Here is a 24009-nt window from a genome sequence, read left to right on the forward strand (position 1 = left end):
CACTCAAGTGGGGTCGGTCTCACCTACGGCGAGACGGAGATCGGCGGTCCGGGCCGGCGAGCCCGCGGACCGGTCCCGGTGACCGGCCGTGGGGAGTTCTGTGGCGATGAGCCTGGTTATCGTAGCGCCGGTTCTCCCCCAGGTGAACTCCCCCGCCCAGGCCCTGCACGCCCGCTGGATCTCCGCGCGCCGTACCGAGTCGGCCAGCTCCCCGATCGCCCGGTCGACCACGTCGGCGAGCGCCTCGCCGTCGCGGACCAGCCAGCCGGTCACCCCGTCCTTGACGGAGTCGCGCAGCCCGGCGACGTCGTAGGCGACCGTGGGCACCCCGGAGGCGGCGGCCTCGATCACGGTCAGGCCCCAGCCCTCGAACTCCGAGGCTGTCACGTTCAGCAGGGCCGAGCCGAGCACGGCGTTCTTGTCCGGCTCGCTGAGGAAACCGTGCAGGTGCACCCGGTCGGAGATCTCCAGCTCGGCCGCCCGGGCGGCGAGGGCCCCGGACTCCGGGCCGCGTCCCACGACGTGCACGTGCAGGCCGGGACGGCGCTCGCCCAGCTCGGCCGCCAGGGAGACGACGCGCTCGACCCGTTTGTGCCCGACCAGCCTGCCCAGGTAGATCAGGGCGGGGTCGCCGGGCAGGGCGTGCCGCGCGGCCGGGCGGGCCGCGGGGGCGCCGTTGGGCACGACCTGGATCGGGGCGAGCCAGCGCAGCCGCGTGCGGAGGTCCTCCCGGGACGACTCCGAGACCGTGACCGTCGTGCGGCGGCGGTAGAGCAGCCGCGCCACCGGTCCCTCGACGAAGCAGCCGATCCTGGCCAGCCACGGTGGGAGGAAGGCGTGGAACTGCCGGTCGTGCACGTGGTGGACCAGGCAGATCACCACGGTACGGCGGCGCACCACCAGCGGGGAGAAGAAGGGGACGCCGTTCATCGAGTCGATGACCACGTCGAAGCGGCGGCGGCGCAGCAGGAGCCAGAGCGGCACGAGGAGGTAGACGAGGTAGCGGTTGCCCATCCTGCGCAGCTCGACGCCGTCGCGCCGCTCGGACCTGGCCTGGCCCGGCTCGCGGGCGGTCGCGAAGTGGACCGAGGCCCCCTGGGCGAGCAGGTGGCGGCTGACCCGCCAGGCGTACTCCTCGGCGCCGCCCGCCACCGACTGCTGGGGTTCGCGGAAGTTCAGCACCGCCACCCGGACCCCGCGTAACGGAGCCTCGGGGGCCGGTACGGCCCGCACGCTCGGGCGGGACCACCGCGGGGCCGGCGGGCGCGGTCCGGCACTCGGGGTCCCGCCGGAAAAGGCCACGGTGTCGGCCACGGTGTCTCCTCGTCCTCTACGGCGACGGCGCGCCCGACTCAGGGCATGGCTGAGCCACACCCCGTTCCTGATGACTGGTGCTCAGCCCGGCGGGCTGGAGAAAAACGGCGTCCGGGCCCTCAGGGCCGGCGGATCACCTGTCGCCGTAGTTGTACAGCGGCCGGTTGGGCGGCTCCGGCGTGGGCGAGGCCACGTTGACCACTGCCACGGAGGCACCGACCGCAAGGACGGCCCCAACGGCCAGGGCTGCGATCACTCGTATCACTGAGCTCTCCCTCCAAAGTCCTGACAGTGTGCCGAGAGTAGAACGTGATTCATCTCATAGGCCATAGCCTTAGTGAAACCGTGACAAAGAAAGTTACCGCCGGGTACTTCCAGGAGCTGCGGATACACGAGCTCAAGAGGGTGGGTCAAGGCGCAGCAGGCGGAGTTCGCGGCCCTGGAAGACGGTCACGGCGCCTTGGAACGTGTTATCGCCGGGCTCCGCAAGCACGTAGCGGACCCCGAGAGCCGCCAGCGCCGCCGCCCGCTCGCCCGGTCCGGCGCGCAGCGCCGTCTCCGCCGCGGTGACGGCCGGGTCCTCCGCCGCGACCCGCAGCCGGCCGCCGCCGGGCAGCCCCACCAGCAGCGCGTCGTTCCAGAGCACCCGGCGCCGGAACATCTTGGTGGCGGGGTCGAGGACCACCCGGTGGCCGTTCCACGCGAACGCCCGGTGCGCCCCCCACGGCAGCGACAGCAGTGCCCCCGGCGCCGGGTCGGCGTTCACGATCGCCTGGACCCGGCGCCACTCGTCCGGGTAGTCGACCGCCGCCAGCCTGCCGAACGCGCCCAGCGCGAACGTCGGCAGGGCCAGCACCGGGACGGCCACCGCGACCGCCGCAGCGGCGCGGGAGCCCCACCGCGCGACGGCACCGGCCAGGCCCACCGCCTGGAGCAGGACGAACGGGGCCAGGTAGAGCTGCCCGTCACGCAACGGCCCGAACCCGGGCCACCAGGCGATCAGGCCCTTCAGCGGACCCGGCGCGCAGGCCCCCGCCAGCGCCACCACCAGCCCGGCCGCCGCCGCCACCGCCAGCCCGGCCCGGTACGGCGGCGCCTGCCCGCGCCCATCCCGGTACGCCGGCCCCTCAGCTCCGGCCCCGTCCGGCGGCGCCGCCGCCCCGCTCCGGCCCGGCCGCCCCTCTGCCGCCCCGGCCCGGTACGGCGGCGGCTGCGGGACGCGCAGCCGGGCGAACCCCCAGAGCGCGACCGCGGCCAGCGCCAGCCGTACGAGCGCCGACCACCAGGACCCCTGCCCCGGCACGGCGGCGTTGGCGTTCCAGATCCCGCCGAGCGTCAGCAGGCTCCCGGCCGTCCCGAGCGGCCCGTCGGCCCGGGCCGCGAACGCCTGGACCCCGGCGGGGTCGGTGACAGCCCGGCTGAGCAGGGCGGGCACCAGCCAGGGCAGGCTCAGGCATCCCAGCACCAGCGCGGCCTCCGCCACCCGCCGCGCCCTCGCCGGGAGAGCGGGGGCCGGCGCGGCCGCCGCCGTCGCGAGCACGGCCAGCGCGGAGACCAGCATCGCCTGGAACCCGCCCACCGCGGCCGGGAGGAGCGCGGCGGCCAGGCGGAGCCGCCCGCCGAACGTGACCGCGCGCACCGCCCAGGGCAGCCCGGCCACCCCCAGCAGCAGCGCCCACTGGCCGAGCAGGAGCCGCTGGGCGAGGTAGGCGTTCCAGGCGTAGAAGGCCGCGGCCGCCAGGCGGGGGCCGAGGCGCCGCGAGGGCACCAGGGCGGCCGCGCCCGAGGCTGCCAGCACGAAGATCCCGATCAGGATCGCCTTCTGGACCGCCTGCGCGGGCACGACGTGCGAGAGCAGGGCGACCACCAGGTCGCTGGGCACGGCCCGGGGGAAACCCGCCCCCGGCGGGACCAGCGGCGGATCGGGCACGAACACCATGTCGTACCTGAGCACGTATCCGGGCCCCAGCGCGGGCCCGAGGGCGAGCAGCCCGAGCAGCAGCCCGAGCAGAGCGGGCGCGGACCGGTTCACCGTCTCGACCCACCCGCTGCGCATAGTGACCGACTTTAGGCGGTGCCTAGGGATATGTCCGCAGGCACCGCCTCAGCCGGCTACTTGCCCGGCTCGGGGTCGCGGGGCAGGCCGAGCATGCGCTCACCGATGATGTTCAGCTGCACCTCGGTGGTGCCGCCGTAGATCGTCATGGCGCGGGTGGCGAGGACGGCGCGGTTCCAGTAGCCCGCGTCGCCGAGCTTCATGTCGGCGGCGACCACGGCGGAGGCGCCGAGCAGCCCGACCGCGCACTCCGAGACGTGCTGGGCGTGCGAGGTCGACAGGAGCTTGCGGACCGAGGCGTCGGCGCCCGGCTCGGCACCGGTGAGCTGCTTCAGCGTCACCCGCAGGCCGAGGGCGTTGATCGAGTGACCCTCGCAGACCACCCGGGCCAGCTCCTGGCGCTCGACCGAGGTGAGCTCACGGCCGAGCCTCCCGGCCAGCCCGACCAGGTCGGGGACCGACGAACCGGTGCCGCCGGAGCCCGAGGAGAGCGAGACCCGCTCGTTGGACAGGGTGTTGCGGGCTACCTTCCACCCCTGGCCGACCTCCCCGACGACCAGCTCGTCCGGGACGAACACGTCGTCGAGGAAGACCTCGTTGAACAGGTTCTCGCCGGTCATCTCGGTCAGCGGCCGGACCGTGACGCCCTGGCCCTTCATGTCGACCAGGAAGTAGGTGATGCCGTCGTGCTTGGAGCCCGCCGAGGAGTTGCGGGCGATGCAGATGCCCCACTCGGCGACGTGGGCGACCGAGGTCCAGATCTTCTGGCCGTTGAGCCGCCAGCCCCCCTCGACCTTCTCGGCCTTCATCTGCAGCGAGGCCAGGTCGGAGCCGGCGCCCGGCTCGGAGAAGAGCTGGCACCAGATCATCTCGCCGCTCAGCGTGGCGGGCAGGAAGCGCTCCTGCTGCTCGGGCGTGCCGTAGGCGGCGATCGACGGGACCACCCAGGCACCGATGATCATCTGGGGCAGCTTGACGCGGGCGGCCTTGAGCTCCTGGAAGATGAGCACCTGCTCCAGCGGCCTGGCGTCGCGGCCCCACGGCCTGGCCAGGTGGGGCATGACGTAGCCGGCCCCGGCCAGCGCCCGCTTCTGCTCCCGGCCCTCCAGCTTGGCGATCTCGGCGATCTCGGCCCGGATCTCCTCGCGCAGCGCGGCGGCGTCGTCGGGCAGATCGATCTCCATCTCCCGGCTCACCCCGCTCAGCGCCAGCGAGGCGACCGTCTCGGCCCAGTCGGCGGAGGGGCCGAGCAGCGCGCGCAGGGTCAGCGCGCGGCGGTAGTAGAGGTGGGCGTCGTGCTCGTAGGTGTAGCCGATGCCGCCGAAGATCTGGACGGCGTCCTTGGCGCACTGCACGGCGGCGTCGGGGGCGACCACGCCCGCGATCGCGGCGGCGTAGGCGGCCTCGCCGGCGGCTCCCGCGCCCGCCTCCCCGCCGGCCCCGCGGCCGGCCCGCTCCGCGGCGCGGGTGGCGTCCCATACGGTGGCCCGGGCCTGCTCCAGCGCGACGAGCATCCGGGCGGCCTTGTGCTTGATGCCCTGGAACTGGCCGATCGGACGGCCGAACTGCACGCGCACCTTGGCGTACTCCGACGCGGCGCGCACGCACCACGACGCGACGCCCGCGGCCTCGGCGCCGAGCAGGATCGCGGCCAGGTCGAGGACGTCCGGTCCGTCCAGCCCGTCCAGCACCCGCCCCGCCGGCACGGCCACCGCCTCCAGTTCGACCTTCGCGACGCCGCGGGTCAGGTCGAGCGAGCCGAGCGGGGTGACGGTCGCCTCGGAGGCGTCCAGCACGACCCACTCCTCGCCGCGGTCGGTGCTCACCGGGAGCACCAGGACGTCGGCGAGCGTGCCGCCCAGGACCGGCTCGGCGGCGCCCTGAACGGTCAGCGTGCCGTCCTCCCCGCGGGTCCCGGTGATCGAACCGGTCAGCGCGACCGCGCCGGTCAGCGTGCCGTCGGCCAGGCCGGGCAGGAGCTCGCCTCGGGCCTTGCCGTCGGAGGCCAGGATCACGGCGCCGGCGAGCACGGTCGGGACGTAGGGGCCGGGGGCGACCCGCTCACCGAGCGCCTCGACGGCGACGGCGGCCTCCAGCAGGCCGTAGCCGCTGCCGCCGTACTCCTCCGGCAGGTGCAGGCCGAGCAGCCCCTGGTCGGCGAGGCCGGGCCAGAAGGCGGGGCGCTCCTCGGTCTCCGCCGCGACGGCGGCGCGTACGGTCTCGGAGCGGATGTTCCGCTCCGCCCAGCCGCTCACCGACTCGTGGAGCGCCTCGTGCTCCTCGCTCAACCCGATCGCCATGACAGCCTCCAGACACGGTTCAGTGGCAGAACCATATTCTAGAAGGTGATTCCATCACAACGCTCGGACGCTGGCCACCAAAGGTGCGATATCAGCCCAGAGCTGCTTGCGCGCGTCGGACACGGTCACGAAGAAGATGGCGGGCTTCCTGCGGCCCACGTCCAGCAGCGCGAGCGCCGCCTGGGAACTGCGCACAACCCCCTTGACCCGGTAGGTCACCCGGTAGCCGAAGGTCCAGCCCCGGCCGGCGACCGGCTCCTGCGAGGCGGTCCAGGCGACCCTGCTGCCCGCCGGGTAGTGCTTGCGGACCGTCCACCTGACCGCGCTCAGCGCCGCCTTGCGGAAGTCGGCGCCGGTCTTCAGCTCGGCGGCCGGCGCCGCCCCGGGGAGCGGGCCGGAGGCGGCCATCGTGCGCGGCAGCCGCGCCGCGCCCACCGACTGGCCGGCCGAGAACGACGGGACGGCGCCGAGCGCCCACGGGCCGCCCAGCCTGGCGTAGGTGATCGCGGCCTTGGCGTCGGTCACCGAGCCCAGCACCGGACTCGGCGTGCCCGGCAGCGCCTGCAGGGCCTTCACCCTGGGCACCCCGGGCAGCGTGATGGTGGGCACGGCCCGGGGGAGCATCGGCTCGGTGGCGGCGTCGGCCTGCGGGAGCGGCACCGGATCGTCGGGCTCGTCGCCGGCGAACAGCACGAAGGCCCCGACGATCGCGGCGGCGCTGACGACGGCGGCGACGACGCTGACGGCCGCCCTGAACCGGGCGATGCCCGTCCGCGCCGGCGGAGCGGGGTGCGGGGCCGGGCCGGCGCCGCCGGGCACGCCGCGGTTACCGAGCGTGCCGGAGGAGTGGGGCGGATCGGGGTCGGGGAACGCTCCATCGGAGCCGCGCCGCGAGACGAGCACGGCCTCCTCCCCGTCTCCGATGGGGAAACGCCGGGGCACCCGGGTGCCGATCATCGCACCGTCATCGTCACGGACAGCGGGTATAGGTGCCGTGAGCGCCTCATAGGACGGGACATATCTCTCACGAGAGCGCCCGGAGGAGTTTCCACCAACGTCCGCCATAGGCGTCACATTACGTCACCTCCCGTGATCGATACACCGGCTCACAATTACACTTAAGCCACGAGGTCACCATTTTCCCTGGTGATCTCAGCCCCCTTCCATAAACAGAATGTCGCTCTGTATGGTCGCGCCATGAGGGGCTTCTACGAGATCGCCGTGGCCGACCCCGGACGCGTCGCCGTCGTCGCGGGCACCGCCACGACGTACGGCGAGCTCCACTGCCGGGCCAACCAGGTCTCCCACGGCCTCCTCGCCCGCGGCACCCGGCCCGGCGACGCCGTGGTCACGGTCCTGCCCAACGGGGCCGACGCGGTCACGATGATGCTCGCGACCTACCAGATCGGCGCCTACCACGTCCCGGTGAACTGGCACTGCACCGCCGAGGAGGTCGGCTACATCGTCACCGACTGCGCGGCGCGCGTGGTGGTGGGGTCCGGGCGCCACGCGCACGTCCTGCCGGCCGGCTCCGTGGAGCCCGGCGACCTCGCCGCGGGACGGCCCGCCACCCCGCCCCGGGAGCGCCGGGCCGGATCGATGATGCTCTACACCTCCGGCACCACCGGCAGGCCCAAGGGCGTCCGGAGGCGGCTGATCGATCTCACCCCCGAGGACCTCTACCCGATCCTGGAGCGCAAGAGCTGGCGGCACTTCGCGCTCCCGCCCGACGGCGTGCACCTGCTGCTGTCCCAGCTCTACCACTCCGCCCCGTACGGCCAGGCGATGATGGCCCTGCAGCTCGGTCACACGCTCGTGGCCACCGAGCGGTTCGACGCCGAGGAGACGCTCGGGCTGATCGAGCGGCACCGGGTGACCAACACGTTCATGGTGCCGACCATGTTCCACCGGCTGCTGGCCCTGCCCGCGGAGATCAGGGAAAAGCATGATTTATCGTCATTGACCCACCTCTATCACGGCGCCGCCCCGTGCCCGCCCGCCACCAAGCAGGCGATGATCGACTGGCTCGGTCCGGTGCTGTGGGAGTACTACGGCTCGACCGAGGCCGCCGTGGCCACCATGGTCTCCTCGGCCGAGTGGCTGGCGCGGCCGGGCACGGTCGGCCGGGCGGTCGACGGCATGGAGTTCACGATCCTCGACGACGACGGCACGGAGCTCCCGCCCGGCGAGCCGGGACTGGTCTACATCGGCGGCATCAACCGGTTCGAATACCACCAGGACCCGTCCAAGACCGCCGCCGCGATGCGCGGCCGCCTCTACACCCCGGGCGACATCGGCTACCTGGACGAGGAGGGCTACCTGTTCCTGTGCGACCGGCGCACCGATCTGATCATCTCCGGCGGGGTGAACATCTACCCCGCCGAGATCGAGGCCGCCCTGCTGGAGCATCCCGCGGTGGCGGACGTGGCCGTGATCGGCGTGCCGGACCCGGAGTGGGGGCAGCGGGCCGTCGCCCTGGTCCAGCCGGCCCCCGGCGCCGAGCCCGGCCCCGGCCTCACCGCCGACCTGCTGGCCCACTGCGCGCCCAGGCTGGCACGGCTCAAGCATCCCCGCGTGATCGAGTATCGCGACCGGCTGCCGCGCACCCCCACCGGCAAGCTGAGCCGCAGCAGCCTCCGGGACACGTATCTTCCGCCCTGAGCTGGGAAGATATCCCTTCATGGGGGGATCGACTTCACGTGTCGCGCTGACCGCCGCCATCGCCGTGGTGCTCGCCGGGTGCGGCCAGAGCGCACGATCGCAACCATCCGACACGGCCACCGAGCCGCCCGGAGTCCCGCCCCCCGCCTCGTCCCCGGCCCAGACCCAGCCCCAGGCCCAGCCCCCGGGCGGCCCGGCGGCCCTGGAGAGCGCCTACGAACGGGTCATCACCAAGGTGCTGCCCTCCATCGTGCAGATCACCACGGAGAACGGTCTCGGCTCGGGCATCGTCTACGACAGCTCCGGGCACATCATCACCAACGCCCACGTGGTCGGCCGGGCCAAGCGGTTCGAGGTGACGCTCGCCACCGGCGGCGCCCCCCGCCGGGCCGAGCTCGTGGAGTCCTTCGCCCTCGGCGACCTGGCCGTGATCAAGGTGAACGACCCCGCCGGGCTGAGGCCGGCCGTGTTCGGCGACTCCGGCAAGCTGCGGGTCGGTCAGATCGTGCTGGCCATGGGCAACCCGCTGGGCCTGTCCGGCAGCGTGACCGACGGCATCGTCTCGGCGCTGGGCCGTACGGTCAGCGAGCCCACGGACGGCGGGTCCCCCGGCGCGACGATCGCCGGCGCCATCCAGACCTCGGCCGCGATCAACCCCGGCAACAGCGGCGGCGCCCTGGTCAACCTCTCCGGTGAGGTCATCGGCGTCCCGACCCTGACCGCGGTCAATCCCGAGCTCGGCGGTGGGCAGGCCCCGGGCATCGGCTTCGCGATCCCGTCCAACACCGCCACCGACATCGCCCAGCAGATCGTCGAGACCGGCAAGGTCACCAACACCCACCGGGCCGCCCTCGGCGTCACCATACAGACCGTGATCGGCTCCGGGGGCGGTCCCGTGGGCGCCGGTGTCGTGCGCGTGTCCCGAGGCGGCAGCGCCGACCAGGCGGGCATCAGGCCCGGTGACGTGATCGTCTCGATCAACGGCACGCCCACCCCGACATCCCAGGCCCTGTCGGAGATCATCGCCGACCTCCGCCCCGGTGACCGGGCCAAGGTCGAACTCCTGCGTCCCGACGGGTCGTCCTCCACCGTCACCGTGACCCTGGGCGAGCTGCCCGGCGGCTGACCGGCCCGCTCTCCGTCGGGCTCTCCGCGAGCGCGCCGGAGCCCCGGCCGTTCCGGGCCGCGCGCCGGGGGCGAGACCGCTCGGGCGCGGGGCGGGCCGTACGGCCGGCGCTGGATGCGGGGCGGGCCGTACGGCCGGCGGGAGCGCGGGAGGGCGCTGTCCCGCCACAGCCGGGAAACATGGGCACCGGCGGCGCGGGGCGGGCCGTACGGGAGCGCGGGAGGGCGCGTCCTCCCGCGGTCACTTGGCGGTGAAGACGATCTCGACGCGGCGGTTCCTGGCCCGGTTCTCCTCGACCGGCCTGCCGTCGACGACGTTGGGCGCCTTCGGCCGGCGCTCGCCGAGGCCGGTGGCCTCGAAGCTCACGTCCTGCCCGGCCAGCAGGCTTCGCAGCGCCCCCTGCACGGCCTGCGCCCGCCGCAGGGACAGCCGGTCGTTGTAGGCGTCGGTCCCCTGGTCGTCGGTGTGCCCCAGGATCTTGATCAGGCCGCCGGCCGACTCCGCCTTGATCCGGCCGGCGACCCCCCGCAGCCGCGCCGTCGCCCTGGCGGTCAGCGCGGCCCTGTCGAGGGCGAACAGCACGTCGCTGGTGAGCGCCAGGGTGACCGTCCGGCCCTGCTTCGACTCGCTCTCGCTGCCGTCCAGCGACTCGGACTCGGCCAGGATGTCGTCGACCGGCAGGACGAGGTCCTCCACCGGGGCCGTGGCGTCGGCCGGCGGGTCCGGCTCCGCCCACGCCACCGGCCCGGCCCCGGCGACGAGCCCGCCGGCCAGCACCGCGGCGGCCAGGGCCCGCCGGGCGCGGTCAGGAGATCGGGACATCGGCGAACACCCCGAGGATCGGGAACTCAATGTTGATCTTCTGTACGTCCGGCGGCGGCGCGGCGTACGACGCGTACAGCGGCAGGACCTCCCCGGGCTCGGTCGTGATGTCGTACTCCGAGCACAGGCACTTGGTGGCGCCACCGGTGCCGGTGCGGGCGGGCCGGTAGCGCTTGGCGTTGACGGGGTCGACGAGGTTCACCCCGGCCACCGTCAGGCCGAGGTAGGCGGGCGTGTCTCCCATCAGGCTGCTCATGTTCCACTTGGTGTCACCGGTGTTGGTGATGGTCCAGCTCAGCGTGGTCAGCCGCCCCTGCCGCCGGAGACCGGTGACGTCCACGGTCAGCTCCGCCCCTCCCGCCTTGACCTGACGGGTGGCGATCACCTCCCCCTGCTGGGGCGGCGCGCTCGCCTGCGACTCGGGCCGGGCCTGCTCCTGCGTCCCGGACGGGGCCTGCTCTCCCTGCGACGGAGCGCCGGAGGCGGCCGTCCGGGCCGCCTGCCGGGCCTGGCGCTCCTGCCCGCTACCGCCCTGCAGGTCGCCGAGCGCGCCGCACGCCGTCAGGGCCATCACCAGTCCGGGGGCGGCCACGGCGAGGGCGATCTTCCTTCGCATCCTGTGTCACCTCTGCTTTTCGGGGGTCAGGGTCACGAATGTAAGGGGGCGACCTTCAGGATCCGTATAGCCCGCCATATCCGCAGATGGTGCGCTATCGAGGCAGGCCGCGGCGGCGACGCGCCTCCTGGGCGAGCTCCTCCGCCTCGGCCGCCCCTCGCCGATCGCCGAGAGCGTCGAACTCTGCCATGGAACCGGCAATCGCGGCAAACGCCCCATCGATCTCATCAAGGTCGAGATCCGCCCCCGCCAGGACCAGGGACGCGCGGGCGGCCCCCCGGCGGTCGCCGTACTCCTTGAAGATCATCGACGCCTCCCGCGCCGCCGCCCGCGCCGCCTCCGGCACCCCCTCGGCACGCGCCACCCGGGCCAGCAGCAGCAGGCCGGCGGCCTCGGGCAGCCGGTCGCCCAGCCGCCGGTCGATGCGCAGGCCGCGCTCGGCGCAGTCCCGGGCGGCCGACACCCGCCGCAGGTCCAGGTGGAGCAGGGCCAGCTCGCGCAGCGCCGCCGCCTCACCCCGGGGATCTCCCAGCTCACGGTAGGCGTGGAGGCCGGCCGTCAGCAGGTCCTCGGCCCGCCGCAGCGTCCCCAGCGCGCGCAGCGCGTCCGCCCGGCCACGCGCGTCGCCAGCCGCCTCGAACGCGGCCAGGCACTCGGCCAGGCACCGCTCCGCCTCGGCGGGACGGTCCTGGGCGGCGAGGACCAGGCCGAGCCGGTGGCGCGCGCGTGCCTCCTCCGGCCCGTCGCCCAGCTCCCGGAAGCGGGACAGCGCCGCCTGGAGGGCCCGCGCCGCCTCCTCCAGACGGCCCTCGATCCGGTGCAGGTCGGCCAGCGCCCTCAGCAGCAGCGCCTCGCCGTGCCGGTGCCCCGCCAGCCGCGCGGCCTCCAGCCCGGTCCGGTTCGTCGTGTGCCAGTCCTCGTGGTGGGCGCGCAGTTCGAAGAACGGCGTCAGGTAGAACGCCAGCCGCCAGGCCGCGTCGGCCAGCCCCGCGCGGTGGAAGTCCGCGACGGCGGCGACGAGGAAGCCCCGCTCGGCCCCGAGCCACCGGGCCGACTCGCGCAGGTGCGCCGTCTCCAGGGCCGGGCTCCACTCCGCCGTGCGCGCCACGGTCTGGCCGGTGCCCGGCTCGGCCGGCAGCAGCAGGGTGCGGGCCCGCCGGACCCGCTCCAGAACCTCACGCGCCACCACGGCGAGCACCCGCTCGGCCGTGCCCTCCTCCTCGACCAGGCGCTCGGCGGCGTAGAGCCGGGTGAGGTCGTGCCAGCCGTACCGCTCCTGGCCCGCGTCGTCCAGCCCGCGCGCCTGGAGCAGCCCGGCCCCGGCCAGCTCCTCCAGCTGCCGCTCCACCCGCAGGCCGCCGAACGCCGCGGCGGCGGCCCACGGCGCGACGTCCGGCGCCGACAGCGACCCGAGGCGTCGCAGCAGCCGCTGCTCCTCCTCCGCCAGGCCCCGGTAGCCGAGGCCGAGAGTGCCCCGTACGGCCAGGTCCCCCGCCGTCAGCTCGTCCAGCCGCCCGCGCTCGTCGCCCAGCCGGCCGGCCAGGTGCTCCAGGGTCCAGCCGGGCCGCCGGGCCAGCCGGGACCCCGCGATCCGCAGCGCCAGCGGGAGCCCGCCGCACAGCTCGGCGATCCGCCGCGCGGCCTGCGGCTCGGCCCGCACCCGCGTCTCCCCCGCCACCCTGGCCAGCATCGTCACCGAGTCGGCGGTGCCGAGCACGCCCAGCTCGAAGGCCCGGGACGCCTCCAGCCCGTACAGCGGTGACCTGCTGGTCACCAGCGTCAGGCAGCCCGGCCCCGTCGGCAGCAGCGGCCTGACCTGGGACTCGCCGACGGCGTCGTCCAGCACCACCAGCAGCCGCCGGGTGGCCGTCATGCTGCGGTAGAGCCGCACCCTGTCCTCAAGACCGGCGGGGACGGCCCCTTCGGGACAGCCGAGGGAGCGCAGCAGGTCCTCCAGCACCGCGCCCGCGCCGGCCGGACGGCTGCCCGCGCGCAGCGCGGCGTAGAGGCGGCCGTCGGGGAACTCCGCGCCCAGCAGCGTGGCGGCGTGGACCGCCACGGCACTCTTGCCCGACCCTGCCGGCCCGTGCAGCACCAGATGGACCGGGGCGCCGCCGGCGGCGGTCGCCTGCCCCGCGATCCAGCTCAGGACCTCCGCGCGGCCGGTGAAGTCGGCGATGTCGGGCGGCGTCTCGTGCGGGACGGCACCGCGCTCCCCCGCCTGCCCGGCCGGTCCCCGCCCGGCCAGCACCCTGTCGTGGGCCGCCCGCAGCTCCGGGCCGGGCTCCAGCCCCAGCTCCTCCACCAGCACGCGGCGGGCGTCCTGGTAGGCCGCGAGCGCCTCCGACCGCCTCCCCGCCTGGTGCAGCGCGAGGATCAACTGCCCCCAGGCGCGCTCCCTGAGCGGGTAGGCCGCGACGAGCGCGCGGAGCTCTCCGACGACCTCGCCGTGGCGTCCGAGCGTCAGGTCCAGGTCGATCCGCTCCTCGGCCGCGCTGAGCCGCAGCTCCTCAAGCCGTACGGCCTGCGTCCGCCGCAGCTCGCCGGAGTCGACATCGGCCAGCGCCGGTCCGCGCCACAGCCCCAGGGCACCGCGCAGCCCGTCGGCGGCCTCCGCCGCGCGCCCGGCGTCACGGGCCCGGCGCGCCTGCTCGACCATGCGCTCGAAGCGGTGCGCGTCCACCTCCTCGGCGGGGACCGCGATCAGGTAGCCGCCGGGAGCCGTGTGGATGGTCCCGGCCCCGACCAGGCGGCGCAGCGCGCTCACGTAGACCCGCAGCACCGACTCGGCCGAGGCCGGCGGATCGTCGCCCCACACCACGGCGGTCAGGCGGTCGAGCGTCACGACGTGCCCCGCGCGCAGCAGCAGGGCGGCCAGGAGCGCGCGGTGCTTGGCCGGGCCGGGGGTCAGGACCTGGCCGCCGTCGAGGATCTGGAGCGGCCCCAGCAGACCGAACCGCACGCGGCTACCCCTCCGCCGGGCGCGCGTCGAACGTACCGAACCTGACCCGCACCGCCGCGTCGCCGTCCGGTGCGGCGTGCACGCCGATCTTCCCCGGGCCGTAGGGACTGCCGTCGACGGCCTGCCCGGCCATGACCTCGTTGACCCACACGCGCAGGGCGAGCGCCGACCCGTCGGGCCGGCATTCGGCGACGATCCGGTTGTCGGCCGACTTCTTGATGTCCGCGTTCCTGGCGGGGCCGTACAGGGCGGTGACCTTCTGCCCCGCCCGCCGCTTGATGATCGAGACCGTGCCGGAGCCGCTGACCGTGAACTCGTAGCGGTCGCCGCCGGAGTCGCCCCGGCACCAGACGCCGAACTCTCCCGTCCCCCCGGCCAGCCGCACCGAGCTGCTGATGACCACTCCGCCCTCGGGCTCGTCCGGCGCGGGCGCCGACTTCCACAGCCGCCAGCCCGGGTTCACGGTCAGCAGGTAGGACCCGCCGGTGACCTCCGCGCGCCCGGCGTCGGTGGCGCCCACCGACCAGGAGTGGTCCGCGCCGCCGAAGTCGGCGTGGAAGGGCCACGTCCCGCCGGGGCGTCCCACGGCCCACCACGCCACCGCCCCGACCGCCACCGCCACCGCCGCGACGGTCAGAGCGGCGAGCAGCCGCCTGCGCCGCCCGCTCCGGGCGGGGTGCCCCGGGCCCTGCCCGGTCGCCCCAGGCGGCCCGGCCATCCCGGACACCCCGGGCACCCCGGCCGTCCCGGGCACCCTGGCCGTCCCGGGCACCCTGGCCGTCCCGGGCGGCGGGCCGAGATCGCGGCCCCCGGCCGCGCCCGGCCTCGACGGCCCGGACGTGCCGTGCGGGCGGGCCGACCAGGTCTGCCCGGCCGGGGCAGGTGGGTGGTCCGTCCAGGTCCGCTCGACCACCTGGGTGGCCGTCGCCGGTGTCATGTCCCGGCCGCCGACCAGCTCGCCGAGCAGGTCGCGGGCGCTCGGCCGGCCGGCCGGGTCCTTGGCCATGGCCCGCTCGACGAAGCCACGCAGCCGCCCGTCCAGGCCGTCGAGATGCGGCCCCTCGTTGACGATCCGGTAGAGCACCTCCGCGGGCGCCCCGCCGCCGAACGGCAGCCGCCCGGTCCCCGCGAACGCGATCACACCGCCCCAGGCGTAGATGTCGGCCGCCGTGGTGAGCGCCTCCCCGCGCACCTGCTCGGGGGCCATGAACGCCGGCGTCCCCACGACCGCCTGGCTGACCAGGCTGTCCCCGTCGACCAGTTTCGCGATCCCGAAGTCGATCACTCGGGGGCCCAGCGGCGAGAGCAGCACGTTCGACGGCTTGAGGTCCCGGTGGATCACTCCCGCCCCGTGGATGGCGTTCAGCGCGACCGCGATGCCGACCGCGAGGGCCTCCAGGTCGGACCCGGCCATCGGCCCCTGGTCCCGTACGGCCTGCGCCAGGTCGGGACCCTTGACGTATTCGGTGACGAGGTAGGCCACGTCCCCGTCGAGCCCGGCGTCCAGCACGGGGGCCGTGCAGAAGCGGGCCACCAGGCGGGCGGCGGCGACCTCTCGTTCGAACCGCCGCCGGAAGACGGGGTCGCGCGCCAGCTCCGGATTGATCACCTTCACCGCGGCCAGGCCGCCGGTCGGGGTGGTGGCGAGATGCACGGTGCCCATGCCGCCGCGCCCGAGCACGCGCCGGAGCAGGTAGCCGCCGATCACCTGCGACTCGCCCGGTGCGGCCCGTTCCGAAGGATTCATCGGAGTCAGCGTAGCTTTACGGCCTTCTGCACACTTTCCGGTATCCCCACCGCCCGGTATCCCCGCCGCGCCGCCGGGAGGGCCGCCGTCAGTCCCGGTCGATGGTGCTCATCAGGAACTCCGGATAGCGCTCGCCCGAGGCGGTCCCCAGCGCCTCCAGCGCCTCCGCCTCCCCGGGGGTGAGCGCGAGCCCCGCCGCCGAGGCGTTCTCCGCCACGCGGGAGGCCCGCCTGGTCCCCGGGATCGTCACGACGTCCTCGCCCCGCGACAGCACCCAGGCCAGGGCGAGCTGGGCCGGGGTGACGCCCTTGGCGGCGGCGAGCTCGGCCACGGCGGCGGCCAAGGCCTGGTTCCGGGTGAGGTTCTCCCCCTGGAAGCGCGGGTCGGCCCGTCGGAAGTCCCCCTCGGGCAGCCGGTCGGGGGTGGTGAAGGAGCCGCCGAGGAACCCGCTGCCCAGGGGGCGGTAGGCGACCAGTCCGACGCCCAGCTCGCGCAGGGCGGGCAGGATCGAGGTCTCGACGTGGCGCTCCCACAGTGAGTATTCGGTCTGGAGGGCCGCTATCGGGTGCACGGCACAGGCCCTGCGGACCGTGGTCACGCTCGCCTCGCACAGGCCGAGGTGGCGCACCTTGCCCTCGGCGACCAGCTCGGCCATGGCGCCGACGCTCTCCTCGATCGGGACCCGGGGATCGACCCTGGCCAGGTAGTACAGATCCACGTGGTCGGCGCCCAGCCTCCGCAGGGAGCCGTCGATCGCCCGCCGGATGTGGGCGGGGCCGCCGTCGATCCCCATCCCGCCGGGGCCGCGCACGCTCCCGGTCTTGGTGGCCAGCACGGCCTGCGCCCGCCTCCCCTGGAGGGCCCTGCCGACGATCTCCTCGCTCGACCCGCCGCCGTAGAAGTCGGCGGTGTCGAGCAGGGTGACGCCCAGGTCGAGCGCCCGGTGGATCACGTGGACGGACTCGCTCTCGTCGGCCGGGCCGTACGAGCCGCCCATGCCCATCGTGCCGAGACCGACCGCGCCGACCTCCAGGGGCCCAAGCTTCCTCATGACTGGCTCCGTTCCGTTTGCCGTCTATCGACAGACATACGCTAACCGGCTAATCATTAGCCGTCAATTCATTAGCCGACCAGCTATCATCGGAAGGTGACCGAGATCCTTGATCTGATGACCACGACCCACAAGGCCCTGCGCGCCGTCGCCGAGGAGTCGATGCGCCGCCACGGCCTCCACCTGGGCCAGAACCTGGTGCTGGCCGCCCTGTGGGAGCGGGACGGCCGCACCCCGGGTGAGCTCGCCGCCCTGCTGAACGTCACCACCCCCACCGTGGTGAAGATGGCCACCCGCATGAGCGCCTCGGACCTGCTGGTCCGGCGCCGCGACGACGCCGACAACCGCCTGGTCCGGCTCTATCTCACCGACCGGGGACGGGCCCTCCGGGGGCCGGTCACCAGCGACCGGGAGTCGCTCGAACGCCACATCACCCGGGGCCTGACCGACGACGAGCTGCGCGCCCTGACCTCCGCCCTCGGCAAGGTCCGCGAGAACGCCAGGTCACTCGGCGCTCCCCCGCTCGACCACACGGCCGAAGCCTGACCTCACGGGCCGGCCGGCGGGTGAGGTCGCCCGCCACCTCCATGGGACCACCGCTCCGGTCGTGGGACCACCGCTCCGGCTGGACCACGCCGGCCGCGCCTCACCGGTGGGCGTCGGGGACGAGGACGACCTTGCCTGTCGTCGCCCGTGACTCCAGGGCGGCGTGCGCCGCGGCCGCCTGCGACAGGGGGAAGGTCTGGAAGGCGGGCAGCATGCTCCCGTCGGCAGCCGCCGCGAGCGCGCGAGCCTCGTCGGCGGGCCTGTCCTGGCCCTCCAGCAGCAGCATCAGCGCGTTGACGAAACGCACGCCGCGCTCCTTCAGCTCCGCCTCATCGGGCCGGAACCCCTCCCGCGAGGCCGCGCCGATGGTGACGTAGCGCCCTCCCTCGGCCAGCAGCCCGAAGGCCGCGCGCCCCTTGTCGCCCTCGACACCGTCCAGCACGACCGTGACGCCACGCCCGCCCAAGGCGTCGCGGACGGTGTCCGCCCAGTCCGGCAGGTTGTAGTCGACAGCGATGTCGGCTCCGAGCTCTCGCACGTCCGCCGTCTTCGCCGCTCCGCCCGCCGCGCCGATGACCGTGGCGCCGACGCGGCGAGCGGACTGGACGGCCAGACGGCCGATACCGCCGGCCGCGGAGGTGATCAGGACCACGTCGTCGGAGGTGAGATCGGCGATGTCGAGCAGGCCGACGGTGGTGGTGCCGGTGACGACCATGGTGACGGCGGCCTCGTACCCCAGTCCGGCCGGAATCCGGTGCAGGGACGAGACGTCGGCGACGGCGAGCTCGGCGTAGCCTCCCGGCCCGCCCCGTGCGGTCACCACCTCGGCGCCGATCCAGGTCTCGTCCACGTCCGGCCCGACCGCCTCGACGACACCGGCCACCTCTCCCCCGAAGATCGCCGGGAGTTCGGGAAGCGGCGGACCGATCTCCAGCCCTTCCCGCATCGCTGTCTCGATCTGGTGGACCCCCGCGGCCCGCACCGAGACGCGGACCTCGCCCGGCCCCGGTACGGGATCGGGCACGGTCTCGTAGCGGAGGTTCTCAGCGGGCCCGAACACGTGCAGCACGACGGCGTGCATGACCGTTCCTTCCGGTAGATCTACTGAAGAACCCCCACTCTCTGACCTCAACTTAACTTGAGGTCAAGTCTCGCACCCGGAGCCGCGCCCCGGCATCGCCCGGCCCCGCCCACTTATGCGCTCCTGTGCCGCCGGTAGTAACGCGCGACACGGACACGGTTGCCGCAGCGATCGGCCGAGCACCGGCGGCGGCGCGGGTGGGCGGACAGGAACGGCATCACGCGGTCCTCGGCCTCGCACTGGCGGATACGCGTGACCGCCGGGTCGGCCGGCAGGTCGGCGGCGGCCTCGGCGAGCTCCGCCGTCCCGCATGCCGCGTCGGGGAGCCGATCGGCCTGCAGCCCCAGCCAGGCAAGCAGATCGGCGGGGGTGGCGAGCAAGTCGCCGACGGCGGGCCTGGTGTTGACCAGATCCAGGGCCAGGGGCTCACCGGTCAGGGGAATGAGATCACCCATAATTCTAATGCCACATTACCCCATTGACGCATTAGATTCCAGCTCGCTATAACTAATGCATAATCCATTTCAGGAGGCATGTTAAGTGACTGTCCCGGCTATCGCCCGCACCATCCACCGCCACATCGACGTCGACGGAGTGAAGGTCTTCTACCGCGAGTCGATCCCGGACCGGTCCGACGCACCGGTGCTCCTGCTGCTGCACGGCTTCCCTTCGGCCTCGCACCAGTTCCGCCGGCTCATCGACGTCCTCGGCACCCGCTACCGGCTCATCGCCCCGGACTACCCCGGATTCGGGCACACCCAGGCGCCGGACGACTTCACCTACAGCTTCGACCGGCTCGCCGACGTCACCGAGGGCTTCGTCCAGCTGCTCGGCCTGTCCCGCTTCGTGATGTACGTCTTCGACTTCGGCGCACCGGTGGGCTTCCGGATCGCGCAGCGGCACCCCGAATGGATCGCCGGCCTGGTCGTGCAGAACGGCAACGCCTACACCGAGGGCCTGTCGGCCGACGCCCGCGACTTCATCGCGCTGCGACCCGAGACCGAGGGCGCCGAGAACACCGTCCGCGACCTGCTGACCCTGCCCGGCACACGCGGCCAGTACGAAAGCGGCGCCGGCAACCCCGAGCTCATCGCACCGGAGGGCTGGACACTCGACCAGCACTTCCTCGACCAGCCCGGGCGCAAGCAGGCCCAGGTCACACTGGCCTTCGACTACCACACCAACCTCGAGTGCTACGGCCAGTGGCAGGCATGGCTGCGCAAGCACACCCCGCCCACGCTCATCACCTGGGGCAGCAACGACCCCTTCTTCCCCGAGCCCGGCGCCCGCGCCTACCTGCGCGACCTTCCGGACGCCGAGCTGCACCTGTTCGACACCGGACATTTCGCTCTGGAGGAGAATCTGCCCGACATCGCCCCGCTCATCGCCGGTTTCCTCGACCGCGTCTGGGCCTGAGCCGGACTCCGCACGGGAAAAGGCGCGACCATGTACGCCTCACCAGCAGTCCGGCGGCCGTTTCTGGGGCTGGCCGCCCTGTTCACCGCCGCGTTCACGACCATCACCACCGAGACCCTGCCGATGGGCCTGCTGCCGGCGATGAGCCGGGACCTGCAGGTGACCCAGCCGTGGATCGGCCTGCTGGTCGGGGCCTACGCCCTGCTCATCATGATCGTGACGCTGCCCCTGGTCGCGCTCACCTCACGGTGGCCCCGCCGCAGGCTGCTGGTCGTCATCATGGCGGCCTTCGCGGTCGGCAACCTGCTCATGGCCGTCGCCCCGAACTACCCGGTGGCCGTGGCAGCCCGGCTCATCGCCGGCCTCGGGCACGGCGTGCTGTGGTCGGCGATGGCCTCCTACGCCACCCGGCTGGTCACGGCCGACAGGGCGGGCCGCGCGGTGGCCGTGGTGTTCGCCGCCAACTCCGCCGCGCTGACCCTGGGCGTCCCGCTCGGCACGGTCATCGGCGACGCCGCCGGCTGGCGGATCCCGTTCGCCATACTGGCCGCGATCGCCCTGCTCCTCGTCGCCGCGGCGCCCGTCACCCTGCCCGACATCCCCGGCGACTCCGCGACCTCACCCGGAGTCGGACGCGCCGCGCGCATCCCCGGCGTGAGAGGCGTGCTGGTCATCACCGCGCTGGTGATGACGGGACACTTCGTCCTGCACACCTACGTCGTGCCGGTCCTGATGCGGGCCGGGGTCCCCGAACACGGCGTCGGTCCGGCGCTGTTCGCTTTCGGCCTGGCCGGGATCGCCGGAACAGTGGCGGCGGGCGCCGCCGCCGACCGCCCGTCCCGAACGGTACTGCCGGCCGCGCTCGGCCTGATGACGGTGTCGATGGCGGCACTCGTCCTGGCCCAAGGGGGCCTGGCCGTCGCGGCCACCGCGTTCTGGGGGGCGGCCTACGCCGCGCTGCCCATCCTGCTGCAGACGGCGGTGCTCAAGGTCGCCCGGCACGCGCAGACCGGCGCCTCGGCGCTGTTCATCATCACCTTCAACGTCAGCATCGCCGCCGGCTCGATCATCGGCGGACAGCTGCTCACCGTCTCCGGCCCGTGGTCACTGCCGGTGGTCACGGCCGTGCTCGCCGCAGCCGCCTGCGCGGCCGCGGCACGGCGGTCCGCGCGACGGCTCCCGCCCGCACCGGCCGAGCCCGTGGAACAGCCTGCCTGAACCCGACGGCCAGGACTCCGGCCCACCTGCCAACAGCCAGAACCCAGACCCCGCAGTGGGCGATCAGCGCGTACGCGGCCGCGGCCGGCGATCACCGCGCAGCACGGCGCCGGCATGCCGATGTCCACCGGTCTCGAAGACCGGCTCAGCCGACGGCGTGTCCGGCCCGGGCGCGGCCCGGACGGGCCGCCAGGAGTCGGTGCCGGTCTTGTCCAGCCCCACCCCGGACAGGGAGCAGAACATGAACGACACACTCTCCATGGATCCACTGCCGGACAGCCCGCAGGCCCGACAGACCGAAGGGCGGCCGGGTCGGCGATGACGCCGACCCGACCGCCCTTGGACGATCTGTCCCGCACGCTCGGGCGCGGGACGGGGGTGGAGGTGGCGGGAATCGAACCCGCGTCCTTCAACTCCAAGACAGGGCTTCTCCGGGTGCAGCCTGCTGTGCTTTTCTCAGCCCCGGCGTTCACACAGGCAAGACGCCGACGGGCTCAGCCACTGTTTGATTTCCCGATCTTCCCCGTGGCCGGGTCGATCGGTTGAGCCTCCTAGCGATGCCGGATCCGGGCCGGAGGCGCTCCCGGGCCGGCAGAGGTCACTCGCTGCTTAGGCGGCGAGGGCCAGGCGAGCCTGGCTGACCTCAGAGTGCGTCTTATTGGCACTTGTTGGTCGCGGTCACAGTGTTAACGAGGTTATGTCCGCAGTCCTCGACCCGCTTCTCCTGACTTGCAAAGCCAAAGTCGAAACCAGTCACCCCCCTGTTGAATTGTCAACCCGGCTCCGAAGAACCGAGCCATCCGAAGATACCTGTTACAACGCGGGTAACGCCAACTCAATTCCCGTCCGGCGAGCCCGGCAGGTCCGGCCGGGCCGGAGATGCCGAAACCCCGGGAGCGCGGGACTGTCGCACGCGCCCCCGGGGCCGACCGGCAGGGTCGAGCCGGTCCGGACGGCAGGGCCTCCCCCGAGACGGGGCCCTGATCTCATCGCGGCGACTGAGCCCGCAACCCCCCAAGCGGTGCCCAGTCACTTAGAAGGACGCACACAGGGCACGCGATGGTTGCTCGACGTGAGGAGAATATTCCGCTGGGTCACAGGCGGCACGCACAGGCCCTGCGCGGACCGTCACAGGCGGCACGCACAGACCATGTGCGGCCCCCTCGTCACGGCACGCGCAGGCCCTGCGCGGTCCCCGTCACAGGCCCGCGTGCAGTCCCTGGAAGAACCGTCCGGCGATGGCCGCCCCCGCCGTGGGATCGGAGCTCTCGGCCAGCACCGCCACTGCCACGTCCTCCTGCCAGCCGGTGAACCAGGCCATCGGCTTGCGGCCCTGCATCACCGAGGCGGTGATGCCGGAGACCGGGTCGCCCGGGGCCGCCGCCGCGCGGGCCGATCCGGAGGTCACGCCGGCGCGCATGAGCGTCTTGAGGGTGTCGATCGTCCTGTCGTCGATCTTGATCGGGTCGGGGGCCTTCACCGTCTCGGCCTCGGCCGAGGGATCGGGCGTCTTCGGCTCGGTGACCAGGACGGGCGGGTGCCAGGTGCCGGTGGGAGAGGCGATCGCCCCGGCGACCAGAGCCATGGACAGCGGGCTGACCAGGACGTTCTGCCCGGCGATGGCCTTGGCGGTGGCCGCGTCGTTGATCAGCGGCCGCATCTTGCCGCTGAAGGTCTTCAGTGGCAGGTCCCACTGCGAGCCGATACCGAACCGGGCGGCGCTGGCCTCCAGCTCCGCGCCGTCGATCCGGCGGGCCAGCGAGGCCAGCGCGGTCACACAGCCGGTGGCGAAGTTGCCCTTGAGGCTCAGCGTGCTCCCGGCGGGCGGCGAGGCCTGGTGGAACTCGGCGCCGCCGACGGTCCGGTCGACCGGGCAGGCGAGCTTCTGCTTGAGGTTCACCTGGGCCTTGAGCAGCCCCTCGACGGACATGATCGAGAAAAGGCCGCCCGCGCGGAACTTCCCGGCGAGCGCGTGCCGCTCCTGGTGGTATTCCTTCGTGGTGCTGACGGCCAGCACGTTGCCGGTCGAGGCCTGGACCGCGACCAGCATGGCGGGCAGGCCGCCGCCGAGCAGCGCGGTGTCGGCGACCTTCTGGATGGGCCGGTCGAGGGTGGTGCGCACCGAGGCGGTGGAGCGGTTGGGCCGCCACTTGCGCAGCTCGGCGACCGGCTTCAGCGTCTTGAGGTCCAGGGTGATCACCCGGGTCTCGGTCGAGCCGGTGAGGTATTCCTGGTAGGCCTTCTGCAGCCCGCTCCGGCCGACCGTGTCTCCGGCCCGCTGCGGCCCGCCGAGCTGCTGCTCGGTCTCCGGGGTGACGGCGGTGACGGTGCCGACGATCTGGGCGGGCGAGGCGGGGGCGAGCGGCAGCGGCTCGGCGGTCATCTTGATGCCGGGGATCGCGTCGAGCTGCTGGCGGAGCTGGGCGTATTTGGTACGGCCGAAGGTGACCAGCGGCACCTGGACGTTGGGGATCGCCGACCGGATCCTGCTCAGCAGGCGGTCCTGCGGGAATCCGGTGATCTTGGAGAGCTCCCGGCAGACGGCGACCTCGTCCTTCAGCAGGGACGGGATGACGTTGGCCACGTAAAGCGTCTGCTCGTCCTGGAGCGGGTCGTTGTTGCGGTCGAGGATCGGCTGGCGCCCCTGGGGTGTGACGTCCACGGCGAACCGCTGGCCCTCCTGGAGCTGGGGGTGGAGCACGCTGGGCGACCAGTGCACCTTCCAGTGGCCGTCCACCAGGCGGAGCGGGAGCTTGCCGGTGTATTCCCAGAGGGGGTTGTTCTCCCCCAGGTCGACCTCGGCCTCGAAGTCGGCCTCGGTCTGCTCCCCCGCGCCCCGGATCCCCTTGAGCTTGAAGCGGAACGAGGCCGCGTCGAGATGGATCTTGGCGTCCTGCAGGGCCTGGCGGACCGCCTTCTGGTCCCCGTCGGTGCGCCGGGCGGCCATGGCGTAGTCGCCCGTCTGCCAGCCGACCAGGAAGTCGCGCACCGCCTCGTGGGCCGATGGCTCCTCGAAACACGCGGACAGCATGGGGGCCGTCGCCGCCAGCACGAGCGCCGCGGCAACGGTCCGCCGAGCCTTCCCCGTCACGA

Annotated in this window: 19 protein-coding genes and 1 other RNA gene; 5 read left to right on the forward strand and 15 right to left on the reverse strand. The window is 73.6% G+C overall.

The features are described 5' to 3' along the window. Positions 1-3 precede the first annotated feature (3 nt). From ACWDS7_RS09010 to ACWDS7_RS09030, 5 genes are all read right to left on the reverse strand, one after another. A complete protein-coding gene (locus tag ACWDS7_RS09010; RefSeq protein WP_451928794.1) occupies positions 4-1314 on the reverse strand; it encodes a glycosyltransferase family 4 protein in 1311 nt (436 codons plus the stop codon). A 133-nt stretch (positions 1315-1447) separates the two neighbouring features. Further along, positions 1448-1579, reverse strand: a complete 132-nt coding sequence (locus ACWDS7_RS09015; RefSeq protein WP_306858894.1) for a hypothetical protein — start codon at positions 1577-1579, stop codon at positions 1448-1450. Positions 1580-1711: 132 nt separating this feature from the next. Then, entirely contained in the window at positions 1712-3370 is a 1659-nt protein-coding gene (locus ACWDS7_RS09020) for a hypothetical protein (protein WP_451928795.1), read from the reverse strand. A gap of 56 nt (positions 3371-3426) precedes the next feature. Then, on the reverse strand, positions 3427-5670 hold the full coding sequence (locus tag ACWDS7_RS09025; protein ID WP_451928796.1) for an acyl-CoA dehydrogenase: 2244 nt from the start codon (positions 5668-5670) through the stop codon (positions 3427-3429). Between the two features lie 54 nt (positions 5671-5724). Further along, a complete protein-coding gene (locus ACWDS7_RS09030; RefSeq protein WP_451928797.1) occupies positions 5725-6627 on the reverse strand; it encodes a hypothetical protein in 903 nt (300 codons plus the stop codon). Positions 6628-6867: 240 nt separating this feature from the next. On the opposite strand from ACWDS7_RS09030, the gene ACWDS7_RS09035 reads away from it, so the two are divergent. After that, positions 6868-8331 (forward strand): AMP-binding protein, encoded by a 1464-nt coding sequence (locus tag ACWDS7_RS09035; protein WP_451928798.1) that lies wholly within the window; start codon positions 6868-6870, stop codon positions 8329-8331. Positions 8332-8350: 19 nt separating this feature from the next. Then, positions 8351-9457, forward strand: coding sequence for a trypsin-like peptidase domain-containing protein (locus tag ACWDS7_RS09040; protein ID WP_451928799.1), 1107 nt, complete (start codon positions 8351-8353; stop codon positions 9455-9457). Positions 9458-9697: 240 nt separating this feature from the next. Here the strand turns inward: ACWDS7_RS09040 and ACWDS7_RS09045 are convergent, their stop codons facing one another. The 5 genes from ACWDS7_RS09045 to ACWDS7_RS09065 form a co-directional block, all read right to left on the reverse strand. Further along, positions 9698-10279 (reverse strand): OmpA family protein, encoded by a 582-nt coding sequence (locus ACWDS7_RS09045; protein WP_451928800.1) that lies wholly within the window; start codon positions 10277-10279, stop codon positions 9698-9700. Next, a complete protein-coding gene (locus ACWDS7_RS09050; RefSeq protein WP_451928801.1) occupies positions 10263-10895 on the reverse strand; it encodes a hypothetical protein in 633 nt (210 codons plus the stop codon). Before ACWDS7_RS09050 ends, ACWDS7_RS09045 begins: the two co-directional genes overlap by 17 nt. Positions 10896-10989: 94 nt before the next feature. Next, positions 10990-13857 (reverse strand): AfsR/SARP family transcriptional regulator, encoded by a 2868-nt coding sequence (locus tag ACWDS7_RS09055; protein ID WP_451928802.1) that lies wholly within the window; start codon positions 13855-13857, stop codon positions 10990-10992. A gap of 4 nt (positions 13858-13861) precedes the next feature. Then, the gene (locus ACWDS7_RS09060) at positions 13862-15604 is read right to left on the reverse strand and encodes a protein kinase domain-containing protein (protein ID WP_451928803.1); all 1743 of its coding nucleotides are present in this window, start codon (positions 15602-15604) and stop codon (positions 13862-13864) included. An 88-nt stretch (positions 15605-15692) separates the two neighbouring features. Next, positions 15693-16655, reverse strand: a complete 963-nt coding sequence (locus tag ACWDS7_RS09065) for an aldo/keto reductase (RefSeq protein WP_451928804.1) — start codon at positions 16653-16655, stop codon at positions 15693-15695. A gap of 96 nt (positions 16656-16751) precedes the next feature. On the opposite strand from ACWDS7_RS09065, the gene ACWDS7_RS09070 reads away from it, so the two are divergent. Then, positions 16752-17201 (forward strand): MarR family winged helix-turn-helix transcriptional regulator, encoded by a 450-nt coding sequence (locus ACWDS7_RS09070; RefSeq protein WP_451928805.1) that lies wholly within the window; start codon positions 16752-16754, stop codon positions 17199-17201. A 100-nt stretch (positions 17202-17301) separates the two neighbouring features. Here the strand turns inward: ACWDS7_RS09070 and ACWDS7_RS09075 are convergent, their stop codons facing one another. Together ACWDS7_RS09075 and ACWDS7_RS09080 are read right to left on the reverse strand one after the other, a co-directional pair. Then, on the reverse strand, positions 17302-18282 hold the full coding sequence (locus tag ACWDS7_RS09075) for a zinc-binding dehydrogenase (protein WP_451928806.1): 981 nt from the start codon (positions 18280-18282) through the stop codon (positions 17302-17304). 113 nt (positions 18283-18395) lie between these two features. Continuing rightward, entirely contained in the window at positions 18396-18737 is a 342-nt protein-coding gene (locus ACWDS7_RS09080; protein ID WP_451928807.1) for a CGNR zinc finger domain-containing protein, read from the reverse strand. An 85-nt stretch (positions 18738-18822) separates the two neighbouring features. Between ACWDS7_RS09080 and ACWDS7_RS09085 the strand changes: the two genes are divergently transcribed. Together ACWDS7_RS09085 and ACWDS7_RS09090 are read left to right on the forward strand one after the other, a co-directional pair. Beyond that, positions 18823-19698: an alpha/beta fold hydrolase gene (locus tag ACWDS7_RS09085; protein ID WP_451928808.1), complete on the forward strand. Its 876-nt coding sequence runs from the start codon at positions 18823-18825 to the stop codon at positions 19696-19698. A 30-nt stretch (positions 19699-19728) separates the two neighbouring features. Continuing rightward, entirely contained in the window at positions 19729-20916 is a 1188-nt protein-coding gene (locus tag ACWDS7_RS09090; RefSeq protein ID WP_451928809.1) for an MFS transporter, read from the forward strand. Between the two features lie 63 nt (positions 20917-20979). Here the strand turns inward: ACWDS7_RS09090 and ACWDS7_RS09095 are convergent, their stop codons facing one another. The 3 genes from ACWDS7_RS09095 to ACWDS7_RS09105 form a co-directional block, all read right to left on the reverse strand. Further along, on the reverse strand, positions 20980-21177 hold the full coding sequence (locus ACWDS7_RS09095; RefSeq protein WP_451928810.1) for a hypothetical protein: 198 nt from the start codon (positions 21175-21177) through the stop codon (positions 20980-20982). A 115-nt stretch (positions 21178-21292) separates the two neighbouring features. Continuing rightward, positions 21293-21677, reverse strand: a transfer-messenger RNA (tmRNA) gene (gene ssrA / locus ACWDS7_RS09100). A 437-nt stretch (positions 21678-22114) separates the two neighbouring features. Continuing rightward, entirely contained in the window at positions 22115-24007 is a 1893-nt protein-coding gene (locus tag ACWDS7_RS09105) for a penicillin-binding transpeptidase domain-containing protein (protein ID WP_306858928.1), read from the reverse strand. Positions 24008-24009: the final 2 nt, after the last annotated feature.

This window comes from Streptosporangium sp. NPDC003464, assembly GCF_053588315.1.

Coding starts and splice junctions, on each gene's coding strand:
- ACWDS7_RS09020 (WP_451928795.1), bottom strand. CDS start 3,370: ATGCGCAGCGGGTGGGTCGAGACGGTGAACCGGTCCGCGCCCGCTCTG.
- ACWDS7_RS09025 (WP_451928796.1), bottom strand. CDS start 5,670: ATGGCGATCGGGTTGAGCGAGGAGCACGAGGCGCTCCACGAGTCGGTG.
- ACWDS7_RS09030 (WP_451928797.1), bottom strand. CDS start 6,627: ATGATCGGCACCCGGGTGCCCCGGCGTTTCCCCATCGGAGACGGGGAG.
- ACWDS7_RS09035 (WP_451928798.1), top strand. CDS start 6,868: ATGAGGGGCTTCTACGAGATCGCCGTGGCCGACCCCGGACGCGTCGCC.
- ACWDS7_RS09040 (WP_451928799.1), top strand. CDS start 8,351: ATGGGGGGATCGACTTCACGTGTCGCGCTGACCGCCGCCATCGCCGTG.
- ACWDS7_RS09045 (WP_451928800.1), bottom strand. CDS start 10,279: ATGTCCCGATCTCCTGACCGCGCCCGGCGGGCCCTGGCCGCCGCGGTG.
- ACWDS7_RS09050 (WP_451928801.1), bottom strand. CDS start 10,895: ATGCGAAGGAAGATCGCCCTCGCCGTGGCCGCCCCCGGACTGGTGATG.
- ACWDS7_RS09060 (WP_451928803.1), bottom strand. CDS start 15,604: ATGAATCCTTCGGAACGGGCCGCACCGGGCGAGTCGCAGGTGATCGGC.
- ACWDS7_RS09065 (WP_451928804.1), bottom strand. CDS start 16,655: ATGAGGAAGCTTGGGCCCCTGGAGGTCGGCGCGGTCGGTCTCGGCACG.
- ACWDS7_RS09075 (WP_451928806.1), bottom strand. CDS start 18,282: ATGCACGCCGTCGTGCTGCACGTGTTCGGGCCCGCTGAGAACCTCCGC.
- ACWDS7_RS09080 (WP_451928807.1), bottom strand. CDS start 18,737: ATGGGTGATCTCATTCCCCTGACCGGTGAGCCCCTGGCCCTGGATCTG.
- ACWDS7_RS09090 (WP_451928809.1), top strand. CDS start 19,729: ATGTACGCCTCACCAGCAGTCCGGCGGCCGTTTCTGGGGCTGGCCGCC.
- ACWDS7_RS09095 (WP_451928810.1), bottom strand. CDS start 21,177: ATGGAGAGTGTGTCGTTCATGTTCTGCTCCCTGTCCGGGGTGGGGCTG.